General features: G+C 62.1%; 16 protein-coding genes. 7 read left to right on the plus strand and 9 right to left on the minus strand.

Annotation, left to right across the window (positions count from 1 at the left end):
- Positions 1-30 precede the first annotated feature (30 nt).
- Positions 31-2,772 (plus strand): DUF2339 domain-containing protein, encoded by a 2,742-nt coding sequence (locus BUB53_RS08335; protein ID WP_073034247.1) that lies wholly within the window; start codon positions 31-33, stop codon positions 2,770-2,772.
- A 108-nt stretch (positions 2,773-2,880) separates the two neighbouring features.
- Here the strand turns inward: BUB53_RS08335 and BUB53_RS08340 are convergent, their stop codons facing one another.
- From BUB53_RS08340 to BUB53_RS08350, 3 genes are all read right to left on the minus strand, one after another.
- Positions 2,881-3,075 (minus strand): hypothetical protein, encoded by a 195-nt coding sequence (locus BUB53_RS08340; protein ID WP_073034248.1) that lies wholly within the window; start codon positions 3,073-3,075, stop codon positions 2,881-2,883.
- A 430-nt stretch (positions 3,076-3,505) separates the two neighbouring features.
- Complete coding sequence (locus BUB53_RS08345; RefSeq protein WP_073034249.1) at positions 3,506-3,916, minus strand: group III truncated hemoglobin; 411 nt, start codon at positions 3,914-3,916, stop codon at positions 3,506-3,508.
- 110 nt (positions 3,917-4,026) lie between these two features.
- Positions 4,027-4,761, minus strand: coding sequence for a hypothetical protein (locus BUB53_RS08350; protein ID WP_159437785.1), 735 nt, complete (start codon positions 4,759-4,761; stop codon positions 4,027-4,029).
- A 229-nt stretch (positions 4,762-4,990) separates the two neighbouring features.
- Here BUB53_RS08350 and ileS point away from each other — a divergent pair, with 229 nt between their 5' ends.
- The 5 genes from ileS (at position 4,991) to BUB53_RS08375 (ending at position 11,386) form a co-directional block, all read left to right on the plus strand.
- Entirely contained in the window at positions 4,991-7,906 is a 2,916-nt protein-coding gene (ileS, locus tag BUB53_RS08355) for an isoleucine--tRNA ligase (RefSeq protein WP_073034251.1), read from the plus strand.
- A gap of 178 nt (positions 7,907-8,084) precedes the next feature.
- Positions 8,085-8,792 (plus strand): ABC transporter permease, encoded by a 708-nt coding sequence (locus BUB53_RS08360; RefSeq protein ID WP_073034252.1) that lies wholly within the window; start codon positions 8,085-8,087, stop codon positions 8,790-8,792.
- Positions 8,779-9,558, plus strand: a complete 780-nt coding sequence (locus BUB53_RS08365; RefSeq protein ID WP_229709512.1) for an ATP-binding cassette domain-containing protein — start codon at positions 8,779-8,781, stop codon at positions 9,556-9,558. The genes BUB53_RS08360 and BUB53_RS08365 overlap by 14 nt, the downstream gene beginning before the upstream one ends.
- A 31-nt stretch (positions 9,559-9,589) precedes the next feature.
- Positions 9,590-10,411 carry an ABC transporter substrate-binding protein gene (locus BUB53_RS08370; protein WP_073034253.1) on the plus strand — a complete coding sequence of 274 codons (822 nt, stop codon included), beginning with the start codon at positions 9,590-9,592 and terminating at the stop codon, positions 10,409-10,411.
- A gap of 63 nt (positions 10,412-10,474) precedes the next feature.
- On the plus strand, positions 10,475-11,386 hold the full coding sequence (locus tag BUB53_RS08375; RefSeq protein ID WP_229709513.1) for a helix-turn-helix transcriptional regulator: 912 nt from the start codon (positions 10,475-10,477) through the stop codon (positions 11,384-11,386).
- Positions 11,387-11,441: 55 nt separating this feature from the next.
- Here the strand turns inward: BUB53_RS08375 and BUB53_RS08380 are convergent, their stop codons facing one another.
- The 5 genes from BUB53_RS08380 to BUB53_RS08405 all read right to left on the minus strand — a co-directional run bounded on the left by BUB53_RS08380 (position 11,442) and on the right by BUB53_RS08405 (position 18,527).
- Positions 11,442-13,520: a TonB-dependent receptor domain-containing protein gene (locus BUB53_RS08380; protein WP_073034254.1), complete on the minus strand. Its 2,079-nt coding sequence runs from the start codon at positions 13,518-13,520 to the stop codon at positions 11,442-11,444.
- A gap of 100 nt (positions 13,521-13,620) precedes the next feature.
- Complete coding sequence (locus BUB53_RS08385; RefSeq protein ID WP_073034255.1) at positions 13,621-14,007, minus strand: DUF2946 family protein; 387 nt, start codon at positions 14,005-14,007, stop codon at positions 13,621-13,623.
- A 225-nt stretch (positions 14,008-14,232) separates the two neighbouring features.
- Positions 14,233-15,543, minus strand: a complete 1,311-nt coding sequence (locus tag BUB53_RS08390) for an HlyD family type I secretion periplasmic adaptor subunit (protein ID WP_073034256.1) — start codon at positions 15,541-15,543, stop codon at positions 14,233-14,235.
- Complete coding sequence (locus tag BUB53_RS08395; protein WP_073034257.1) at positions 15,540-17,279, minus strand: type I secretion system permease/ATPase; 1,740 nt, start codon at positions 17,277-17,279, stop codon at positions 15,540-15,542. Before BUB53_RS08395 ends, BUB53_RS08390 begins: the two co-directional genes overlap by 4 nt.
- Positions 17,280-17,675: 396 nt before the next feature.
- Entirely contained in the window at positions 17,676-18,527 is an 852-nt protein-coding gene (locus BUB53_RS08405) for a LysR family transcriptional regulator (protein WP_073034259.1), read from the minus strand.
- 201 nt (positions 18,528-18,728) lie between these two features.
- Between BUB53_RS08405 and BUB53_RS08410 the strand changes: the two genes are divergently transcribed.
- Complete coding sequence (locus tag BUB53_RS08410) at positions 18,729-20,297, plus strand: trimethylamine methyltransferase family protein (protein ID WP_073034260.1); 1,569 nt, start codon at positions 18,729-18,731, stop codon at positions 20,295-20,297.
- Positions 20,298-20,311: 14 nt separating this feature from the next.
- Here the strand turns inward: BUB53_RS08410 and BUB53_RS08415 are convergent, their stop codons facing one another.
- Entirely contained in the window at positions 20,312-20,977 is a 666-nt protein-coding gene (locus BUB53_RS08415; protein ID WP_073034261.1) for a TetR/AcrR family transcriptional regulator, read from the minus strand.
- Positions 20,978-21,031 lie beyond the last annotated feature (54 nt).

Below are 21,031 nucleotides of genomic sequence, written 5' to 3' on the forward strand. Positions count from 1 at the left end.
CAACGTATTTTCGTTTCAAGGAATTGGCGTATGGAGATTCTGGGCGTTCTGAGTGCGATCTTCGGTCTTCTGATCGTGATCGGCGTTCCCTACCTGCTGATCTCGCATTCGGGGCTGAAACGCCGGGTCAGGGCGCTCGAACTGCGCGCCGAGGCCCTCTCCGCCGCCCTGAACGCCAACCGGCAGGACACGCCCGACAGCCAAAGCGCCCCACGCCCTGCCGCCCCCGCTCCTGCCAAAGCCGAAGCCCCGGACAACACCCCGGCGGAAATCAGCGCCACTCCTGCCAGTCCCCCCTCCCCAAAACCGACCCCCGATCCCGAGCCGCGCGCCTACGTGTTCCGACAGGACAGGCTGCAAGCGCTCGGTCGCTGGCTCGGCGGCAACTGGCCGCTGGCGCTGGCCGGGCTGTCGCTGGCGTTGGCGGGCGTCTTCATGGTGCAATACGGCGTGGAAAACGGGCTGCTCACGCCTGTCTGGCGCGTCATCGGCGCGCTCACCCTTGGCGCGGCCCTGATCGCCGGGGGCGAGGTGATCCGCCGCCGCCACGGCGACGACACCGATACGCCCACCGGCTTCCTGCCCTCGACCCTCTCCGCCGCCGGGCTGGTCTCGCTCTTCGCGGGCATCCTCGCCGCGCGCGGGCTCTACGGGCTGATCGGCCCGACACCGGCGCTGGCCGGGCTGGTGGCGGTGGCCGCGCTGGCCATCGTGCTGGGCTGGTTCCACGGCCCGCTTCTGGCGGCGGGCGGGATCATCGGCGCCACCGCCGCGCCCTTCCTCGTGGGCGGATCGTCGGATGCGCCGTGGCTGTTCTACTATTACTTCGCCCTGATCGCCGCCGCCGGGCTGGCGGTGGATACGGTCAAGCGTTGGGCCTGGGTCTCGGCGCTGGTGCTGATCGCCACCACGGGGGCGTCATGGCTGATCTTCTCGATGGGCGCGGGCGGGCTGCACTTCCTGATCGGCCTGCTGATCGTCACGGCGCTGACCCTGATCGTCCCGAACCGCAGCCTGACCCCCACACATGACGGCACATCGCTCCTGGGCGCGGCCCTGGGCCGCCACCCGCTGCCGGATTTCCCCACGCGGCTGGCCATCGGCATGATCCCCGCGGCCGCCATCGGCGGCGTCCTCACGATGCAAGAGGCCAATACCCTCACCGGCGTCTGGCAGGCGGTGGCGATGCTGGCGCTGATGCTGGGTGCCGCGCTGATCTGGCTGCGCAACGCCCCGGCGCTGGCCGATCTCACGCTGGCCCCGGCGCTGGCCCTGCTGGCGGGAATCGTCCTGCAAGCCGCCTATCCGTCCGGCCCGCTCCACGCCGCTTTTGCCGCCGCGCCCGAGGCCCCGCCGGAAACGCCCCTGCCGCTGAGCGTTTCGATCCTGCTGGCCATCGCCGCCGCCGGATCGGCACTGGCCTTCTGGCGGATGAAACGCGCCGCTGAGGCCGATACCGGGCCGACCCCGGCCATCCTCTGGGCCATCGGCGCGGCCTGCTTTGCCGCAACGGCCACGCTGCTGCTGGACTTCACATGGCACCCCGCCAGCGTTCTGGGCTCATACGGCTGGGCGCTGCACGCCCTCGCCGTCGCCGCCCTGATGACCCTGCTGGCCGAACGCACCGCCGCCACCCCCGACAAGGCCGAACGCCGCCTGCGCACCGCCCTGTTCGCCGTATCGGCCCTGACCATGATCGCGCTGGCGCTGTTCCTTCTGCTGTCGCAAACCGCGCTGACGCTGGCCTTGTCGGTGATGGTGCTGGGGGTCGCGCTGATCGACCGGCGCTATGACCTGCCGCTTCTGGGCTGGTTCATTCAGCTCGGGGTGATCGTGATCGGCTATCGCCTGATCGTCGATCCCGGCGTGATCCATGGCATCGAAGCGACCTTCCCCGAGGCAATGCTGGCCTATGGCGGCCCGCTCGCCCTGTTGGCCGCAGGCTGGAAGATGCTCGATCACCGCGCGGGCCAGCCCGTGCGCATCGTGGTCGAAAGCGGGATATGGACCCTTTCGGCGGTTTTCGCCTGCGTCCTGCTGTTCCAGATCATGGGCGAGAACGACATGGGCTCGCACTGGGGCATGGGCCTGCTGGCAACCGTCTGGTTCGCCTCGGCGGCCAACCAGCTCTATCGCCTGCGCATGGGCGGACGGCTGTTCAAGGTGGTCCGCCTTGTGCTGGCCGCTCTCTTTGCCCTTGCCGGTCTGGGGGCGGCCGCCCTCCAGGCAACCCTGCTCAACCCGCTGTTCAAGGGGCTGTTCGGATCAGTCGAACGGGTGCAGGGCCCGCCGGTCCTCGACAGCCTTGCCGTGGCCTACCTGCCGCTGGCGGCGGTGTTCGCCGTGGCGGCATGGCGGCTGGACACCCTGCCGCGCCTCATGCGCCGCCTGCTGGCGGTGATCTCGGCGGGATACGCGGCCTGTTACATCGCACTGGAAATCCGCCGCCTCTGGCGTGGGCCGGTCCTGTCGGTGCCCGACGTCACCCAACCCGAGCTTTACAGCTATACCGTGGCCATGATGATCGCCGCGCTCGGGGCCTTGCTGGTGGCGTTCTGGCGGCGCTCCACCCTGCTGCGGCGGGTGGCCATGGCGGGCGTGGCCCTGACCGTGGCCAAGGTGTTCCTGATCGACATGGCCGGGCTCAGCGGTCTGATCCGCGTCGCCTCATTCCTCGGACTGGGGTTGGCGCTGGCCGGTCTGGCGTGGCTCGACAGGATGATGTCGGCGCAATGGGGCGACGCGCCGCGCACGGATGACTCCCCCGGCTAAAGGCCACCCGGGCCCATTCTTGCTTGCGCGATCCCCGTATAAAGGGATCGCGACCGGGCGTGCCGGGGCGAAGCGGCGTTCAGGTCTGTACGGTGACGTATACCGTTGTCACTCCTGCGTCGCTTGTGACGTGCCGCTTTCCGGTGCCGTCGTGACCACACCGCTGGTGTCAGTCGTGGCAGTTCCGCTCTGGCCGCTATTTACATCGTCCGAGCCGCCACCGAGGCTCGCCAGAAGGATGAGCCCGCCAAGCAACGCAACAATGACAAGCAGCGCGGTCAGCGATCCGCTTGTGGATGCCATTCCGCCAGGTTCTCCGGGGGTATAGATATCCCGGGACGGTCTGGGACTCATATGGTCATGTGGGTGGTCATGTGGGATTTGCATGGTTTTCTCCTCTCTCACATTACCCCCTGACTCTAAGTCATATCCGGTTCCCCCGGCAGACCGCGGCTGGCCGCTGGCCGACTCCGGCGAATCTCGGCTTTTTCGGCTTTCCCGCTCCGGCGGAAAGAAGCCATGTCAAATGCCGCGACGGAACTCGGCCAAATTCCGCCCCCGCGAATACGGGAATTGAGACACAAAGCGCCGATCCCATGACATGTCTGGAAATCCTTTGCCTCACGTATCAGCGCCATGGCGCGCGATTTGCGTACATGATGCAGTCACATCCGGGCCAAAGCCCCGAGTTTCGTACAAAACCCGCGTACACATCGTACGTTTCGTACAAAACTCAGCGTAGCTTTGGGATGCCGCCCGGCAGGGTCTCGCGCTCCACGACACCGGCGCGCAGGCTGCGCCCGATCCGATGCGCCAGCGCCGACCACGCAGCGGCCTTTTCCGGCGGCAACTCGACCCGCAGCGTGGCGTCGAACAGATCGAGCCATGTGGAAAACATCCCCGGCTTGACGTTCCCCGCCTTGATATGCGCGGCCATCGGGCTTCCATCGTAACTGCGTTCGTGCAGGATAGAATTTGCCCAGAAATCAACGACTTTCGCCTCATGCGCGGGCCAGTCTTCGACATGCACCGCAAACACCGGCCCCAACCCCGGATGCCGCCGCACCGCCGCATAAAACGCCGCAACGACCCGCTCGATCTCGGGCCGGGTGATGTCGAAACGGGGAGGCAGTGCGTTTGTCATACGCCTGACATGCGCCAGCGGGATCAGGCTTTCAAGTGACACTTGAACCGCAGGGTAGATATATCAATAAATTCAAATTGTTACACCTTTATAAAGGCAGTCGACACCACTTATTTTCGGATCAATCCCGCCTCGGCGGCGGCTTTGTCCATCACCTCTTTGCAAGGCGCATCGGGTTCAAAGGCAGACATGAATGCCAATGAGGTCGTGGCGATCCTGACCTTGAGAAGACTCTCCGGCGTGGACTGATCGTATTCGTCAAGATAGCGCAAAACAGCGGCCGCCATAAGGTCGTTCACCGGATTATTCGAACGCCCCGGAATCTTACGCGCCTCCTCCACAATCTCCATACAGGTCATTGTGTCGTAATCTAGGCTATCCGGTGCGTCCATCAGCCCCCAACGTGGCGCCATCGGATCGAGTTCCAGTGAATTGGCAGCCTTGTCGAATGCCTCCCCTACCGTCACAACGTCGTCAGAGACGGTCTCGCTTGTGACGATCGGGCATGCGTTGATAAATCGTTCCATGAAAGGCGGTGAAATACGCCTGTGCGCCTCGATGTCAAGATCGTTCATCGTGCTCGACACGGCCTCTATCATCGGGCTTTGCCGGATCGTCCGGAGTATGACATCGGCCTCCGCGTCCGGTCCCGTCTGTTCGGCTGTATAAGCTGTTACTTTCTCGCCGAACTCCCGGCAGGTCATGGAAGCGATCTCTTCAGGCAGTGCACCGGCAAAGGCCACTGACCCCTGAATACTCAGACACACGATAAACAGAGCTAATTTCCGCACTTGGAACCCCTCGACACGAACAGATTTCGGTTTTGGGTAGCTGAACCACCGCATAACCTCAATCATTGAGTATGGAAGCTTCGAAATTCCAAGTGGGATCGCCCCTCTGGACGCTGCGCTATCACGGGCTTATAACGCGCCCATGATGTATGCTCACGCCATCATTATTCGAATTACGTGCCCGGCGCTCTGAGTGATACGAGCCGCCGGGACAATGGCGTATGGACTTTTCGCGCCGCCCATACCCCACAAGACGAAATTCCGTTGACAAAGGACGCCCCCGATGTGCGCCGAAACGACTGACACGCCCGACTACAAAGACACCCTGAACCTGCCCAAAACCGACTTCCCCATGCGCGCCGGCCTGCCCAAGCGCGAGCCCGACTGGCTGAATCGTTGGGCGCGGATCGGCATCTACGACCGCCTGCGCGAACGCGCCGAGGGCCGCAAACCCTTCATCCTGCATGACGGCCCGCCCTATGCCAACGGCCACCTGCATATCGGCCACGCATTGAACAAGATCCTCAAGGACATGGTGGTGCGCTCTCAGCAGATGATGGGCCGCGACGCCCGTTATATCCCCGGCTGGGATTGCCACGGCCTGCCCATCGAATGGAAGATCGAGGAACAATACCGCAAGAAGGGCCAGAACAAGGACGAGGTCGATGTCGTCGATTTCCGCCAGGAGTGCCGCAAGTTCGCCGAGGGCTGGATCGACATCCAGCGCGACGAATTCAAACGCCTCGGGATCACCGGCAAGTGGGAAAAACCCTATCTTACCATGGACTTCCGCGCCGAACGCATCATCGCGGGGGAGTTCCAGAAATTCCTGATGACCGGCACACTCTATCAGGGCTCCAAGCCGGTGATGTGGTCGCCCATCGAAAAAACCGCCCTGGCCGAGGCCGAGGTCGAGTATCACGACAAGGAAAGTTTCACCATCTGGGTGAAGTTCCCGGTCCTGACCGAGGGGGACTTGCAGGGGGCCAATATCGTCATCTGGACGACAACCCCCTGGACCATCCCCTCGAACAAGGCCGTCGTCTTCGGCGACAGCTTCGACTATGGCCTTTACGAGATCACGGCCACGCCCGAGGAATGCTGGGCCAGCGTGGGGGATCGTTTCATCCTCGCCGACAAACTGGCCGGCGATGTCATGACCCGCGCGCGGCTGGATGACGGCATGTGGAAACGCGTCCGCTCGGTCAGCGCCGATGAACTGTCAGGCCTGTCCCTCGCCCACCCCCTGGCCGGGGCCGAAGGCAGTAACGGCGAATGGGACGACCCCCGCGATTTCCGCGCCGCCGATTTCGTGACCGACGAGGAAGGCACCGGGTTCGTTCACTGCGCCCCCTCCCACGGGATGGAGGAATTCGAGCTTTACCGCGATCTGGGTATGCTGGAGCAGGTCATCACCTACAACGTGATGGACGATGGCGGCTTCCGCGAGGATCTGCCGTTCTTCGGCGGCACGTATATCCTTGATCGCAAGGGAAAAGAGGGCAACGCCAACAAGGCGGTGATCGACAAGCTGGCCGAGGTCGGCGGCCTTCTGGCGCGCGGCAAGATCAGGCACAGCTATCCGCATAGCTGGCGCTCCAAGGCGCCGGTGATCTACCGCAACACCCCGCAATGGTTCGCCGCCATCGACCGCGAGATCGGGGACGGCAAGGACGAATACGGCAAAACCATCCGCGAACGCGCGCTGAACTCGATCGACCAACTGGTGACATGGACGCCCAAGACCGGGCGCAACCGGCTCTATTCGATGATCGAGGCGCGGCCCGACTGGGTGCTGTCGCGTCAGCGCGCATGGGGCGTGCCGCTCACCTGCTTTACCAGGGTCGGCGCCCTGCCCACCGATCCCGATTACCTGCTGCGCGACGAGGCCGTGAACGCCCGTATCCTCGAAGCCTTCGAAACCGAAGGCGCGGATGCGTGGTACAAACCCGGCGCCAAGGAACGCTTCCTCGGCAACGATTACGACTCGTCGGAGTGGAACAAGGTCGATGACATTCTCGACGTGTGGTTCGATTCCGGGTCGACCCACGCCTTCGTCCTGCGCGACCGCGAGGATGGCTCGGATGACGGGCTGGCCGATCTCTATCTCGAAGGCACCGACCAGCACCGCGGCTGGTTCCATTCCTCGATGCTGCAAGCCTGCGGCACCATCGGGCGCGCGCCCTATCGCGGCGTGCTGACCCACGGGTTCACGCTGGACGAGAAGGGCAACAAGATGTCCAAATCGCTCGGCAATACCGTCGCCCCCGAGGACGTAACCAAACAATACGGCGCCGACATCCTTCGGATGTGGGTGGCGCAGTCGGACTATACCGCCGATCTGCGCATCGGGCCGGAAATCCTGAAAGGCGTGGCCGATGGCTATCGCCGCCTGCGCAACACCATGCGTTTCATGCTGGGCGCACTGGCGCATTTCGAAGAGTCCGACCGCGTCGATCCCTCCGCGATGCCCGAGCTGGAACGCTGGGTTCTGCACCGCCTAGCCGAGTTGGATCACGTCGTGCGCAAAGGCTATAATGCCTATGATTTCCAGGGCGTCGTGCAACAGTTGTTCAACTTCGCCACGGTGGAACTGTCGGCCTTCTATTTCGACATCCGCAAGGACGCGCTCTATTGCGATGGCGATACCCTGCGCCGCCGCGCTGCGCGCACGGTGCTGGATATCCTGTTCCATCGCCTGACCACATGGCTGGCCCCGGTGCTGACCTTCACCATGGAAGAGGTCTGGCTCGAGCGGAATCCGGGCGAGGAGTCGAGCGTGCATCTGGTCGATATCCCCGAAACGCCCGCCGACTGGCTGGACGAACCGCTGGCCGCGAAATGGGCCAAGGTCCGTCAGGCCCGCCGTGCTGTGACTGCGGCACTGGAAATCCAGCGTACCGACAAGGTGATCGGTGCTTCGCTCGAAGCCGCGCCCGTGGTGCATGTGCGCGATCCCGAGATGCTGGAGGCGCTGAAAAGCGTGAATTTCGAGGATATCTGCATCACCTCGGATATCCGCCTCACCGGCGATCCGTTGCCGAACGAGGCCTTCCGCATGCCCGAGGTCGAAGGTGTCGGCGTGGTGTTCGAACGCGCCAGCGGCGACAAGTGCCAACGCTGCTGGAAAATCCTGCCCGATGTAGGGCTGCACAGCCACGCAGGCACCTGCAAACGCTGCAACGAGGCGCTTGGCTGATCACGGCCAGCAGAGAATGTACGGATTGATCCGGGCCGCCTTTGGGCGGCCCTTTTCGTATCCCGCCACCGCAATGTCGTGTTCAGGGTGCCGGTCATACATTTCCTCCCTTGCGCGGCCTGTCTTGACTGCGTTAGCCTTGCATAAATTCCGCAACTTTGCGGATGGAGGGGAAATTTTGCAGGATTTTGGCGAAGCATTCGGGCTTGCCCTGTCGCTTGTCGCGTCAGGCGATGCCGATCTTGTTGAAATCGTTGCACTTTCCCTGCGCGTGAGCCTGTCGGCCACGGGGCTTGCCTGCCTGATCGGCCTGCCCGTCGGGGCACTGGTGGCGATCACCCGGTTTCCGGGGCGCAATGCGGTTCTGATTCTGTTCAATGCGCTGATGGGGTTGCCGCCGGTGGTGGTCGGTCTGCTGGTCTACCTGCATCTGTCGCGTGCCGGGCCGCTTGGCTTCCTTGGGCTGCTCTATACCCCGACGGCCATGATCATCGCGCAGACCATCCTGATCACGCCCATCGTCATGGCCCTGTCGCGGCAGGTGATCGAGGATTTGCACGCCGAATACGCGGATCAGTTCCGTTCGCTCGTTCTCAGCCGCTGGCAACAGGTCTCGGCTCTGATCTGGGACGCGCGGTTTTCCCTGCTGACCGTCGGGCTGGCCGGGTTTGGCCGCGCCGTGGCCGAGGTGGGCGCGGTGATGATCGTCGGCGGCAACATCGACCACCTGACACGGGTAATGACCACAGCCATCGCCCTCGAAACCTCCAAAGGCGATCTGGCGCTGGCACTCGCGCTTGGGCTGGTGCTGATGGTGATCGCGCTTGGTGTGAATGCCCTTGTCCAATCCCTGCGCATGACGGCGGTGCGCCATGCCTATGCGTGATGCCGTGACCGACAACATTGTCGAATTCGACAACCTGCGCCACAACGCCAGCGACTCTACGGATCAGCGTGCACTTGCGCTGCAGGATGTATCGCTGACCGTGGGCGACACGACCCTGATCGAAGACGCTTCATTGTCGCTTTCCGGCAACGGGATCACCATGATCATGGGGCCGAACGGCGCGGGCAAATCAATGCTGCTGAAACTGGCGCATGGCCTGATCGCACCGACGAAAGGTACGGTGACATGGGGCGGCGAACCGCTGAACGATGCCGGTCGCCGCACCCAGGCGATGGTGTTCCAGAAACCCGTACTGCTCCGCCGCTCGGTGGTGGCGAATGTCGATTTCGTGCTCAAGGCACGCGGCATCCGCGACGCCGCCCGGCGCAATGACCTGCTGGATCATGTCGGCCTTCTGGACCATGCCCGCCAACCCGCGCGCCTGCTGTCAGGCGGCGAGCAACAACGGCTGGCACTTGCGCGGGCGCTGGCGTTGAAACCCAAAGTCATGCTGCTGGACGAACCCACCGCCAGCCTCGATCCCGCCTCTGTCCTCAAGATCGAAAGCATCGTGCAGGAGGCACATACGGCTGGCACCAAGATCATTTTCATCACCCACGATCCCGGTCAGGCCGGGCGGCTGGCCGATGACATCGTGTTTGTTCACCGGGGCCGTGTGCATGAACACGGCCCGGCAGACCTGTTCCTGTCCCGCCCCGACACCCAGGAAGCGCGGGACTTTCTTCAAGGACGCATCGTCGTCTGACTTTCATCTGGCAAACAAAGGGAGATACCTGATGACCTTCAATTTGCGGTTCGGTGTGACCACAGCCCTGGCACTGGCATTGTCAGCGGGGCTTGTAAGCGCCCAGGACAAATCCATCATCGTGCAGTCCACGACCTCGACAGCGAACTCGGGGCTTTACGATTACCTGCTGCCGATCTTCGCCGAGCAGACGGGCATTCAGGTGAATGTCGTGGCCGTGGGCACCGGGCAGGCGATCAAGAACGCGCGCAACTGCGACGGTGACGTTCTGCTGGTCCATGCCAAGCCCGCCGAAGAGCAGTTCGTGGCCGATGGCATGGGTGTCGAACGGTTCGACCTGATGTACAACGATTTCGTCATCGTCGGCCCGAATGAAGATCCCGCTGGTGTGGCCGGTATGACCGATGCTCAGGACAGCCTTGAAAAGATCGCCGGCAGCGGTGCCCTGTTTGCCTCGCGCGGGGACGATTCCGGCACCCACAAGAAGGAAATGCTCCTCTGGGCCGATACCGATGTGAACCCGGCTGATGGCTCGGGGGAATGGTATCGCGAGACCGGCTCGGGCATGGGCGCCACGCTGAATGCTGGCGTGGGCATGGATGCCTATGTGATGACCGACCGCGCCACCTGGATCAGTTTTGAGAACAAGGGTGATTTCGAAATCCAGGTCGAAGGCGACGAAGACCTGTTTAACCAGTACGGCGTGATCCTCGTGAACCCCGAGAAATGTGAGAACGTCGACGCCGAGTCCGGTCAGGCCTTTGTCGACTGGCTGATCTCGGACGCGGGCCAGCAGGCGATCGGCGATTATAAGCTGAACGGCCAGCAATTGTTCTTCCCGAACGCCGAGTAACCGGACTTTCGCAAAACAGGGCCGCGCCGGGGCTTGTCGGCGCGGCCAAGCTGAGGGATGATCATGGACAACATGTCCAGTACCGATCATTCCAGCCCCATGCCCCATGACTATCTGACCGTGCGCGAACTGGCCGAGTTGCTGCGCATCAAGGAACGCAAGGTTTACGATCTTGCGGCCTCGGGCGATATTCCGGTATCGCGCGCAACCGGAAAACTTCTGTTTCCCCGGCTTGAAATCGAGGCCTGGATCGCCAGCGCCAGTTCCGGGGGCACCCCCGCCACGTCAGCCCCGCGCCCGGCGATTTGCCTGGGCAGTCACGATCCGCTTTTGGAATGGGCGCTGCGGCAGTCCCGTTGCGGTCTGGCCTCTTTCTTTGACGGCAGCCTCGACGGCCTGGATCGCTTTTGCGCTTCCGAGGGTGTGGCCACAGGCCTGCATATCCATGATCCGGCGAACGATGATTGGAACATCGCGCAGGTCTCGGCCCGCTGCACGGATCAGAACGCCGTGCTGGTTTCGTGGGCGCGCCGCGCGCGCGGATTGGTGATGCGCCCCGATCTGTCCGGCACGGTGAAGGGTGTCGCCGATCTTGACGGGCAGGTGATCGTCCCGCGCCCCATCGAGACCGGAACGCAAACCCTGTTTCAGGAACTGGCCGCCGCCGCAGGGCTTGACTTGGCGAGCCAGAAAATGACCGAAACCGTCCCCAGTGAAACCGATGCGGTGCTGGCCGTGGCCGAGGGGCGGGGGGATGTGACCTTCGGGCTGCAATCCTTGGCCACGCAGCACGGGCTGGCCTTCGTGCCCATCGTCGAAGAGCATTTCGATCTGCTGGTGGATCGCCGTGCATGGTTCGAACCGCCCATGCAAAACCTGATGGCGTTCTGCCGCGGTGACAGTTTCCGCACCCATGCCGGTCAACTGGCGGGCTATGACATCACGGAACTGGGGCAAGTCCGCTGGAACGCCTGAAACGGTCGGCACAAATAGCCCCGGCGCAGCACATGGCCACGCCGGGGCGTTGGTATCAGAACTTCGATTCCAGCTTGATATAGAAGGTCCGGCCCGGCTCGTTCACCTGCGTGACGGCGGTATCGAACAGGTTCGACCGGCTCAGGTGATTGGCATAGGTCTCATCGGTGACGTTGTTCATGCCTGCCAGAAGAACCGTGTTTTCGTGCAACTCATAGCTGCCGAACAGGTCCAGCGTGGTGTATCCGGGCGTCGCGCCGGGATCGCGGAACAGGTCGATCCGGTCCTGATCCGCGGCCCAGTTCACCCGGGCGCCCGCACGCCATCCATCCCGCCCATAAGCGACCGAGACCTGCCCTTGCAGCGGCGGGATCTGCGCCAGCGGTGCGTTGTAGGTTTCATTCTCGCCGTGGGTATAGGTAACGTCACCCCAGATTTCCAAACCGTTGCGCTCCCACCCTGCCGACAGCTCGACACCGGACAGGCGCGCGCTGACATTGCGATAGGTGATGACACCGGGCACCGAGAACTGATCGCGCAGGATGTAATCCTCCACCCAGTCGGCATAAGCCGAGGCATTCAGATACCAGTTGCCCTTGTCGATCTGCACGCCGAGATCAAGCTGGTGGTGCTTTTCCGGGTCAATATCCGGGTTGCCGACCCAGTTCGCACGCGCCATGGCACGTTCGGTCGCATCGGCGGTCCGCACCGAACGCGACAGCCCGGCGAACAGTGTCGTATCGGAGGTCAGGTCGTATTCCAGCCGGATCAGCCCGCCGAAATTGTCCTCGGTCCGGGCGCTGTTGAAGGTCGTGCCGTATTGCGCAAGGTAATAGGTATTCGGCGTGCGCCCCCCGTCCAGCGCCGGCGAAACGATTGCAGCCCCGGCATCGGCGCGCACATGGTCATAGCGCGCACCGAACTTCAGCCGGGCGCGGTCCGACAGGTCGGTTTCGGATTCGAAGTACAGGCCGGTTTGCTCGATGGTCACATCCGGCCACATCAGGAAGCGCATGCGCGTCGGATCGGCCGCATCCAACTGTCGGATCATGCCCGGCATCCCGGCATACATGGCCGCAAAGCGGTTGTTGGACTGATAATCGACCCCCAACTTGGCCTCGGTCGCGCCAAAGCTCAGGTGCGCCTCCAGCTTGCCGCCCGTCGTGTCCGAGCTCGAAGGCGTGCGCATGGCCATCATGCCGACAGGCCGCAACGAGTAGTTGTCCATGACGTGATCGACAGTGCTGACATAAAGATTGCCCTCAATCCGGTTCAGAATCCCGGCGTTTACGTCAACTCCACCGCGCAGGCGGTAGACAAAGGTCTCGTCCATCGGGCTGTCCATGCCCGCACCGGGAAACAGCACATCCTCGGCAAGGCTGTAATCCACGTCGAAGGCCAGATCGAAACGCTCGCCCACATAGCCAAGCGTCAGCCCCGCATTGGTCTGATCGAAGGCGCTGCGCACCGTCCGGCCCGACCCGTCCGTATAATTGCCGGCAGTTGCATGATCGAGACCGCCCTCGATATAGAACCCCTTGCCCAGATCGACCGACAGCGTGCCGCCCAGTTCCGTTCCAGTGCCATTCGTTCCCGTCCCGGCGGACAGAGTGCCTTCGATCCGTTTGCCGCTGTCAAAACCCGGTGCCTCGCGTTCCAGAATGACCGACCCACCCGAACCGCCGGGGCCGTTGGTAACGCTGGAATACCCTTTCTCAACAATGATCGTATCTGCACGATTCAGCGATGCGGTGCTGGTCGGCGGGTCCATCCGGTTGGGACAGGCCCCATAGGTGAACGACCCGGCGTCGATAATGTTGAGCTGGTTCTGTTGCTGGCCGCGGATCACCAGTTCCAGCCCATGACCGCCCATCCGCCCCGAGGTAACACCGGGCACGCTGCGCAGAACCTCCGCCGCATCGGATGCGGGACGCGTACTCATCCCCGAGGTCGGGAGGATACTGGTCATGGGACCGTCTTGTGGTGCACCGCCTTTGACGGTGATGGGGGCCAGTACAAGCGGAGCCTCTTCCTCGGCGTTTGCCGGGTCATGGGGCTGGGCAACAGCCAGCTCTGAAATCGAACACATCAGAAGGGCCGAGACGCTGACGCGCGTCGCGAAAGAATAAAACATCGGGATGATCCTTTGATCGTTTGAATGGTCCGCAGCAAACGTGCCGCGACAGGCCGCCTCCGGCGTTTCTCAACGCCGGTCGGTCATTGTTTTCCTGAGATCAAACGGTCAAAGGCGGGGCGCGGATCGCATAAGGGCGCCCGCAGGCATCGCAAGGAACCTGTGCTGCCTCGGGGAGGACATAGCGCAATGTGTACTGCGAAATGGCAACATTCACATCGGGCTGCGTCGCCCAGGCATCTGACACTGCTACGATACAGAGCGGGCAGTGCCCCTCCATATCCGCGTGGCCGCCGGACTCTTCGGATTGCGAAATCGTGACCGTCTGCGCACCATCGGCACTGCAAATGATCATCTCGATCGCATCGGCCCGCGTACTGCCTGCTGCCGGCAGGAACGCCGTCGCCACCTGCACCGCCAGAAGGGCGGTCAGGAACAGTGATACAGCACCACTGAAACGCGATCTTATACGGCCTGCTCGCTGCATGGCCGTCTTAATCGCGCGAGAAACACTGAATTAGCAAGCTATATATCGTCGCACTCAGGCACTCCATGAACCGACCGGTTGTCGAGACCGCGGATCGCCACTGGACCAAAGATACAGTCGGCCGTCTTACGTTCCGGCGTGGGTGATATTTCCGGCTCACCTGGTGGTAATGTTTCCCCCTTGGCATCACCGCTTTCAGCCGACGTCGAAAAGACCCCCATCGGCCTATTCACGAAAGGCCTTGGCGAAATAATCGCTCAACGGTTTGACCAGATAGGTCATCGGAGTGTGATCGTCGGTGCGAATGAAGGCCTCAACCGGCATGCCGGGGATCAGGGCAGTCCCCTCGGGCAATTTGTCCTGCTCACCTTCGCTCAGAACGATTTCGGCCCGATAATAGGATTGCCGCGTGGCCTCGTCCTGAAACGCGTCGGCAGAAATCTGTGTCACCTTGCCGGTCAGTTCCGGGGTCCGGCGTTGATCCAGTGCCGAGAACCGCAAGACAACCTCCTGCCCGACATAGATCTTGTCGATATGGATCGGCTCGACCTGTGCGTTGATGATCAGTGGCCTGTCCTGCGGCACAATGTAGAGCACCGGATCGGCCGGGCGCAAAACCGAGCGCGGACCAAAGACCTGAAGGCCGTACACCACCCCCGACACCGGGGCCGCAACCTCAAGACGGCTCATGCGTTCGATCAGCGCGCGGCGCTCCTCGCGCAGTTCCAGTTCCCGGTATTGCAGATCACGCAGTCGGGTGATCGCCTCTTCCCGTCGCTGGCTTTGCAATTTGAGAATCTCGATGTCAATCTCGGTGATGCGGCCATTGGCCTGCGCCTTTTGCGCTTCAAGCTCTCCCATGGAGCCGCTCAGGCGGGCCTCCTCGCGCTGCAGGGACAGCACCCGCGCCGACTGTGCCAATCCGCGATCCAACAGCGATTGCTGATTGTTCAGCTCTTTGCGGATCAACCCGAGTTGCCTGTACAGAGAGTTTTGCTGCGCCTCGATCCCGCCGATCTGGTTTTCGATCTGGCCGCGCCGCTTTTGCAACTGATCGACTTCCTGTGCAATGGATTGGGCGCGGGCCTCCATCAGGCGCTGCTGCCCGGCGATCAGGGTTGCAGCATCCCCGTTGGTTTGCACCGCTTCAACCAGCAGCGGATCGAACGTGATTATTTGACTGTCGTCACGTTCGGCCTCAAGCCGGCCGCGCCGCGCCATGATCTCGAACAATTGGTTTTCCGTCACCACCAGCGTCGACCGCAGGTCGGTCGCATCCAGACGCAACAACACATCGCCCACGGCAACCTCATCGCCCTCGCGGACCTGAACGGCCTCGACCACGCCGCCGTCGGGATGCTGGACAACCTGCCGGTTCTGATCCACTTCGATGCGGCCTCCGGCAATGATCGCCCCTGAAATATTAGTCGTGACAGCCCATGTCCCGAACCCGCCGATCAGCAGGACGAGACCTAAAAGCCCGACGATCAAAGGCCGGCGAACAGACCAGGGATCGCGTTTATCCCGATCCGTCATCTCACGCCCCCCTGCGCCGGGGTGCGGGCGATTTCACCGTGGTTCTTTACGACATCGCGCAGGACCGTTTCCTTGGGGCCAAAGGCGCGTACCATACCGTTTTCCAGCATCAACAGCAGATCGCACTCCTGAATCGCCGCCGGACGGTGCGCCATGATCAACACCGATTTGCCTTCTGCCTTGAAACTGCGGATCGCGGTGTTCACCGCCTCGCTGCCTTCGTTGTCGAGATTTGAATTCGGTTCGTCCAGAACCAGCAGAACGGGATCGCCATACATCGCGCGCGCCAACCCGGCCCGTTGCATCTGTCCCCCCGAAAGCTGTCCGCCACTTGCGCTGACCCGCGTATCGTATCCGTTGGGCAGCTTGAGGATCATATCGTGCGCATCGGCCTTTCTGGCGGCGGCGACGACGGCCTCGGCATCCGGAAGGGTGGACAGGCGCGAGATATTCTCGGCAATCGTTCCATCGAAAAGCTGAACCCGTTGGGGCAGGTAACCGACATGCTGACCCAGAACATCAGGGGCGTATTGATCCAGCGTGGCCCCATCGAGCCTGATCTTGCCTCCCGCGGGGCGCCATACCCCGGTCAGCGCCTTGGCCAGGGTCGATTTTCCCGCCCCCGACGGACCGATCACCCCAACGGCCTGCCCCGGCTGCACCGTGAACGTCACCGATTTCAGCGCAGCCTGTTGAAGACCCGGCGGGACCACTGTCACGCCCTGCAACGACAGCACGGCACGTGGCCTGGGCAAGCTTGTCCTGGGGGCATCGGGGCGCAGTTCGGCCAGCAGATGGGCCAGGTTATCCCATCCCTTGATTGCGCGATGGACCATCGCCCACTGACCGATCAGTTGCTCGACCGGGGCAAGCGCCCGGCCCAGCAGGATCGACCCGGCGATCATCGCCCCCGCAGTCAGTTCGCCTTGCAGCACCAGATACGCGCCCAGACCCAGCATCGCGGATTGCAGGAACAGACGGAACGTCTTGGTCGCGCTGGAAAAGCTGCCGCCCAGATCGGCCGAGCGGATTTGTTCGCGCAGCGTCTTGTCTCTCAGCTGCCGCCATCGGGCAAAGGCCGCATCCCGCATGCCCATGGCCTGAACCATCTCGGCCTCGCCATGAATTTGCATCGACATCGCCTCCGATGCGACGCTGGCGCGGTTGGCTTCAGACAGAGGCTGGCGCGTGACCATCTGGTTGATCAAGGTGACAATGATCAGGGTCAGTCCCCCGGCAACCGCAAGTGCCCCCAGCCACGGGTGGAATATCCATATCCCCACAAGAAAAAACGGCGTCCAGGGGATGTCGAACACCGCCATCAGCACCGGAGACGACATCAACCTCTGGATCGCTTCGAGATCGCGCAAGCCTGTCTGGATACCCTCATCCGGCGCAATCGCGGCCTTGCGCATCGCCGCATCGAACACCCGGTGATCCAGCCGCGCCTGGAACCGCGCAGCCACGCGCCCCATGATACGCCCTCGGGAATAATCCAGCACCCCCATCATTCCATAGAGAAACACCACCAGCACCGACAACGCGACCAGGGTTTCGACCGACCGGCTGCCAAGCACGCGGTCATAGACCTGCAGCATGTAAAGCGGGCCCGTCAGCATCAACAGATTTGCGAAAAAACTGAAGACCCCGACAAACCAGTAGAGTGGGCGGCTTTCCCGACGGGCGGCGCGCAGTTCTTCCTGGCCAGCGGCAATCCGAATCTTATTCAACCTCATGACAAAACCCGTGTACCTGATTACCGATTTACAACTTTTGAACACCCGTCAGCGCATATTGGATTTCGCTGAAACGAACCATCGGAGTTTGCCACGTCAGCATCGGCACAATAAGATTTCGCAATCGTTTAAAACTGCCCAATCTGTGGTTTATGTCCTCTTTGAAGGAAATATTCCGGATAACGATCTTCAACCAGATACATCCGGCCCGCGAAATCCGCACGCTCCACTGATCCATCTCTCTGTGGCGCGAATCCTGGTTGTTGCGCCCTCAAACACCACGGGATCTGTTATGTCAGCATATTCCTGAAAAATTAATGATGGATTCCCTGAAAGGGAAGTAAGCGCTCCCTGAACAGCACCTTCTGTTCCCGGCGAAGACCGAGAGACGGTCCGTCACGGCGCGTTCACAAGCCAGTCATAAACCAGTTGCGCCCGCTCCGAAGCGTGAGGGTGAAGCCTGACATAAAAATCCTCGGTCGTTTCCACCCGTTCCGGCAGGAGCGGCACAAGTTCACCTGCGTCGATGAACCTTTTGGTCAATCCGACCCACCCCAGAACGGCCCCCATATCGTCGCGTGCGGCCTGCAAGGCAATCACATAGTTGTTGACGCGGTGGCTGTTTTTCACCGGGCCGGTATATCCCAGTGCGCGAAACCAACCCGGCCAGTCGGTCCACCCGACCACGGCGGATTCGAAATGTATCAGTGACAGTTTCGCCAGGTCTTCGACCCGCTTGATCTCGTGCGCGCAGGCAAAACGCGGACTGCCCAACGCCATGATCCGATCATGGAACAGGATGTGGCATTTGCCAGCTTCGCGCGACATGTCCCCATAGTGAATGCTCAGGTCACAGTCCGCCGGGGATTGACCGGTATCGTCGACGATCTGAGCAACCGAGACATCGCCGTGCGACTTCCAGAATTGGGCCAGTTTCGGTGTCAGCCAGAGCGAACTGACAGCCGTTGTCACCCCGATCGTGACAGAGGCCCGGTTCGACCTCTGCCTGAGTTGATCCACGGCATCGCTCATGGTTTCGAAACCACGTTGCAGGGCGACCAGCAGATAGGCCCCGGTCTCCGTCAATTCGACACCGCGATGATGGCGGCGAAACAAGGGACAGCGCAGCTCGGTCTCCAGCGCCTTGATCTGGTGGCTGATCGCGGCCGGTGTCACGTTCAACTCTCGGGCAGCGGCCTTGAACCCGACATGCCGCGCCGCCGCCTCGAAGGCGACAAGCGCGCTCATTGCTGGCAGATCATAGGGACGCTTAGACAAAACAACCTCATGTGTAGATTTTCACAAATGCATTAAAAGAAGGAATAAAAACGCACCTAAACACAACATGACTTAGTTCAGCTAATCAAGGATGAAATTTTATGCAATTGCCATGAAACGCATCCACGCCAAAACTGCGGGCTGCTCCTCGTACATCACAAGGATTACACCATGCTTCAGGACGCCCCGCGCAAGCCACGGACAAGCCGCCGCAACCGCTCGCAATCGCCGCGCAGTAACGAACGAGGGCAAAACCTGCATCTGCGTGTGCCGTTCATCACCCGCAAGATACCCACCTATGACCTGCTGGGCGAAGAGGCCCTGCAAAAGATCGAGGCCACCGCCGACCGCATCCTTGCAGAAATCGGGATCGAACTGCGCGAGGACGAAGAGGCGCTTTGGCTCTACCGTGAGGCGGGTGCAAAGGTCACCGAGATATCGGCGCAGGCATGGAACCTGAAATTCGAACCCGGCATGATCCGCGAAATCCTGAAGACCGCGCCGGGGCGTTTCACGCAATACGCCCGCAACCCCGCCAACAATGTCGAGATCGGCGGCGATACGATGGTTTTCGCCCCCTCCTACGGGTCGCCCTTCGTGATGGATATGGATAACGGGCGCCGTTACGGCACCATCGCCGATTTCGAGAACCTCGTGAAACTGGCCCAATCCTCCCCTTGGCTGCATCATTCCGGCGGCACCATCTGCGAGCCCACCGACGTGCCGGTGAACAAGCGCCACCTCGATATGGTCTATGCCCATATGCGCTATTCCGACCGGGCTTTCCTCGGCTCGATCACCGCGCCGGAACGCGCCGCCGACAGTATCGAGATGTGCCGCATCCTGTTCGGCTCCGATTTCGTGAACCGGAATTGCGTCATCATGGGGAATTTCAACACCACCTCACCACTGGTGCTGGACGGGGTGACGACGGCGGGCATCCGCACCTATGCCGAGGCCGGACAGGCCTCGATTCATCTGCCGTTCCTTCTGGGAGGGGCGGTCGCGCCGCTGACGATGGCAGGGGCGGTAGCGCAATGCCTGGCCGAATCCATGGCCTCCTGCGCGCTGACGCAACTGGTGCGCCCCGGAGCACCCGCCGTTCTGGCCGGATTCCTGTCATCCATGTCGCTACGCTCGGGCAGTCCCACCTTCGGCACCCCCGAACCGGCGCTTGGCTCGCTGGTCATGGGCCAACTGGCGCGGCGGCTGGATATGCCCCTGCGCTGCGCAGGGAATTTCAGCACTTCGAAACTGCCCGACGGGCAGGCAATGCAGCAATCCATGATGTCGATGATGTCGGCCATTCAGGGCGGCGCGAATTACATCCTGCATTCGGCGGGGTTTCTCGACGGACTTCTGTCCATGTCCTACGAAAAATTCGTGATGGATTGCGATATGGCCGGCGCATTGCACGCCTACATGGCCGGGATCGAGGTGAACGAGGACACCCTGGGCTTCGAGGCTCTGGCACAGAACGGTCCGGGCGAACACCTGTTCGGCACCGACCACACGCTGCGCCACTATCAGAACGCATACTGGGACAGCGCAATGAACGACGATCAACCGTTCGAAACATGGAGCGAACAGGGCGGCACCGACTATGCGCAGGTGGCAAACCAGCGCTGGAAAGACCTGCTGAACGCCTACGAGGCCCCCGCGATGGACCCGACCCTGGACGACGCCCTGAAGGATTTTGTCACCCGCAAGAAAGCGTCGATGCCGGACGCCTGGTATTGATCTCCGAACGGCACTCAGTCCAGACGCGCATCGCCCGGCGGGGTATACCCATGCCGGGCATGAAACCGCTCCAGCTCACGCTGGGGCGGGGTGTGGCCGGTATAGGTTTTGACGTAGCCGGGTATACGAATCATCCGGGTTTCGAGGTCTTCGCTCACCTGCATCGAGATATAGCCGATCTGCGTCAGGTAAACGGTCCGCGCCCTCACATCCGCTTCGTTCCGCTCATAGCCGAACCGCTCGAACACACCCCGGATCGCCGCCAGACGGGTGTCGTCGGCCCCATGCACGCGGTCGGCCACGGCCTGCGCCCGATGCGCCCAGCCTCGCACTGCCAGATCGAGGCGCGGCTCGAACGGACCGCCCTCCAGAAACACCCCTATAACGTTCAGCACCGCCTCGGTGACGGTTTCGGCATAGGCCTCGGTTGCCGCGACAAGACTGCCGGTATTGCTGTCTTCCCAGCTTGCCAGAAGGGCATCCAGCAGCGCGGCGCGATCCTTGAAAAACCAATAGAAACTGGTGCGCGACAAGTTCAACCGGCTGGCCAGCGGCTGAATCTTCACCGCGTCCAGCCCCGCTTCGATGAACGCCTCGCGCGCCGCCGCAAGCCACACTTCGCGCGATCCGCGCCAGCCACTGGTTTTCTCGGTATTTTCGGTCAGGGGCGTCTTTTCCATACGCTCACACTAGCCCCAAGCCAGGGTCAGGGCAATAAAATCGTCACCTATGAA

Origin of the sequence: Roseovarius pacificus (assembly GCF_900142665.1) — a bacterium.
GTDB classification, from domain to species: Bacteria; Pseudomonadota; Alphaproteobacteria; order Rhodobacterales; family Rhodobacteraceae; genus Roseovarius; species Roseovarius pacificus.

Bases quoted from the DNA above. Each gene is read 5' to 3' on its own strand.
- BUB53_RS08370 (WP_073034253.1), top strand. From the start codon at position 9,590: ATGACCTTCAATTTGCGGTTCGGTGTGACCACAGCCCTGGCACTGGCA.
- BUB53_RS08340 (WP_073034248.1), bottom strand. From the start codon at position 3,075: ATGGCATCCACAAGCGGATCGCTGACCGCGCTGCTTGTCATTGTTGCG.
- BUB53_RS08405 (WP_073034259.1), bottom strand. From the start codon at position 18,527: ATGAGCGCGCTTGTCGCCTTCGAGGCGGCGGCGCGGCATGTCGGGTTC.
- BUB53_RS08350 (WP_159437785.1), bottom strand. From the start codon at position 4,761: ATGCGGTGGTTCAGCTACCCAAAACCGAAATCTGTTCGTGTCGAGGGG.
- BUB53_RS08395 (WP_073034257.1), bottom strand. From the start codon at position 17,279: ATGAGGTTGAATAAGATTCGGATTGCCGCTGGCCAGGAAGAACTGCGC.
- BUB53_RS08415 (WP_073034261.1), bottom strand. From the start codon at position 20,977: ATGGAAAAGACGCCCCTGACCGAAAATACCGAGAAAACCAGTGGCTGG.
- BUB53_RS08345 (WP_073034249.1), bottom strand. From the start codon at position 3,916: ATGACAAACGCACTGCCTCCCCGTTTCGACATCACCCGGCCCGAGATC.
- BUB53_RS08375 (WP_229709513.1), top strand. From the start codon at position 10,475: ATGGACAACATGTCCAGTACCGATCATTCCAGCCCCATGCCCCATGAC.
- BUB53_RS08380 (WP_073034254.1), bottom strand. From the start codon at position 13,520: ATGTTTTATTCTTTCGCGACGCGCGTCAGCGTCTCGGCCCTTCTGATG.
- BUB53_RS08335 (WP_073034247.1), top strand. From the start codon at position 31: ATGGAGATTCTGGGCGTTCTGAGTGCGATCTTCGGTCTTCTGATCGTG.
- BUB53_RS08385 (WP_073034255.1), bottom strand. From the start codon at position 14,007: ATGCAGCGAGCAGGCCGTATAAGATCGCGTTTCAGTGGTGCTGTATCA.
- BUB53_RS08410 (WP_073034260.1), top strand. From the start codon at position 18,729: ATGCTTCAGGACGCCCCGCGCAAGCCACGGACAAGCCGCCGCAACCGC.
- BUB53_RS08390 (WP_073034256.1), bottom strand. From the start codon at position 15,543: ATGACGGATCGGGATAAACGCGATCCCTGGTCTGTTCGCCGGCCTTTG.
- ileS (WP_073034251.1), top strand. From the start codon at position 4,991: ATGTGCGCCGAAACGACTGACACGCCCGACTACAAAGACACCCTGAAC.
- BUB53_RS08365 (WP_229709512.1), top strand. From the start codon at position 8,779: ATGCCTATGCGTGATGCCGTGACCGACAACATTGTCGAATTCGACAAC.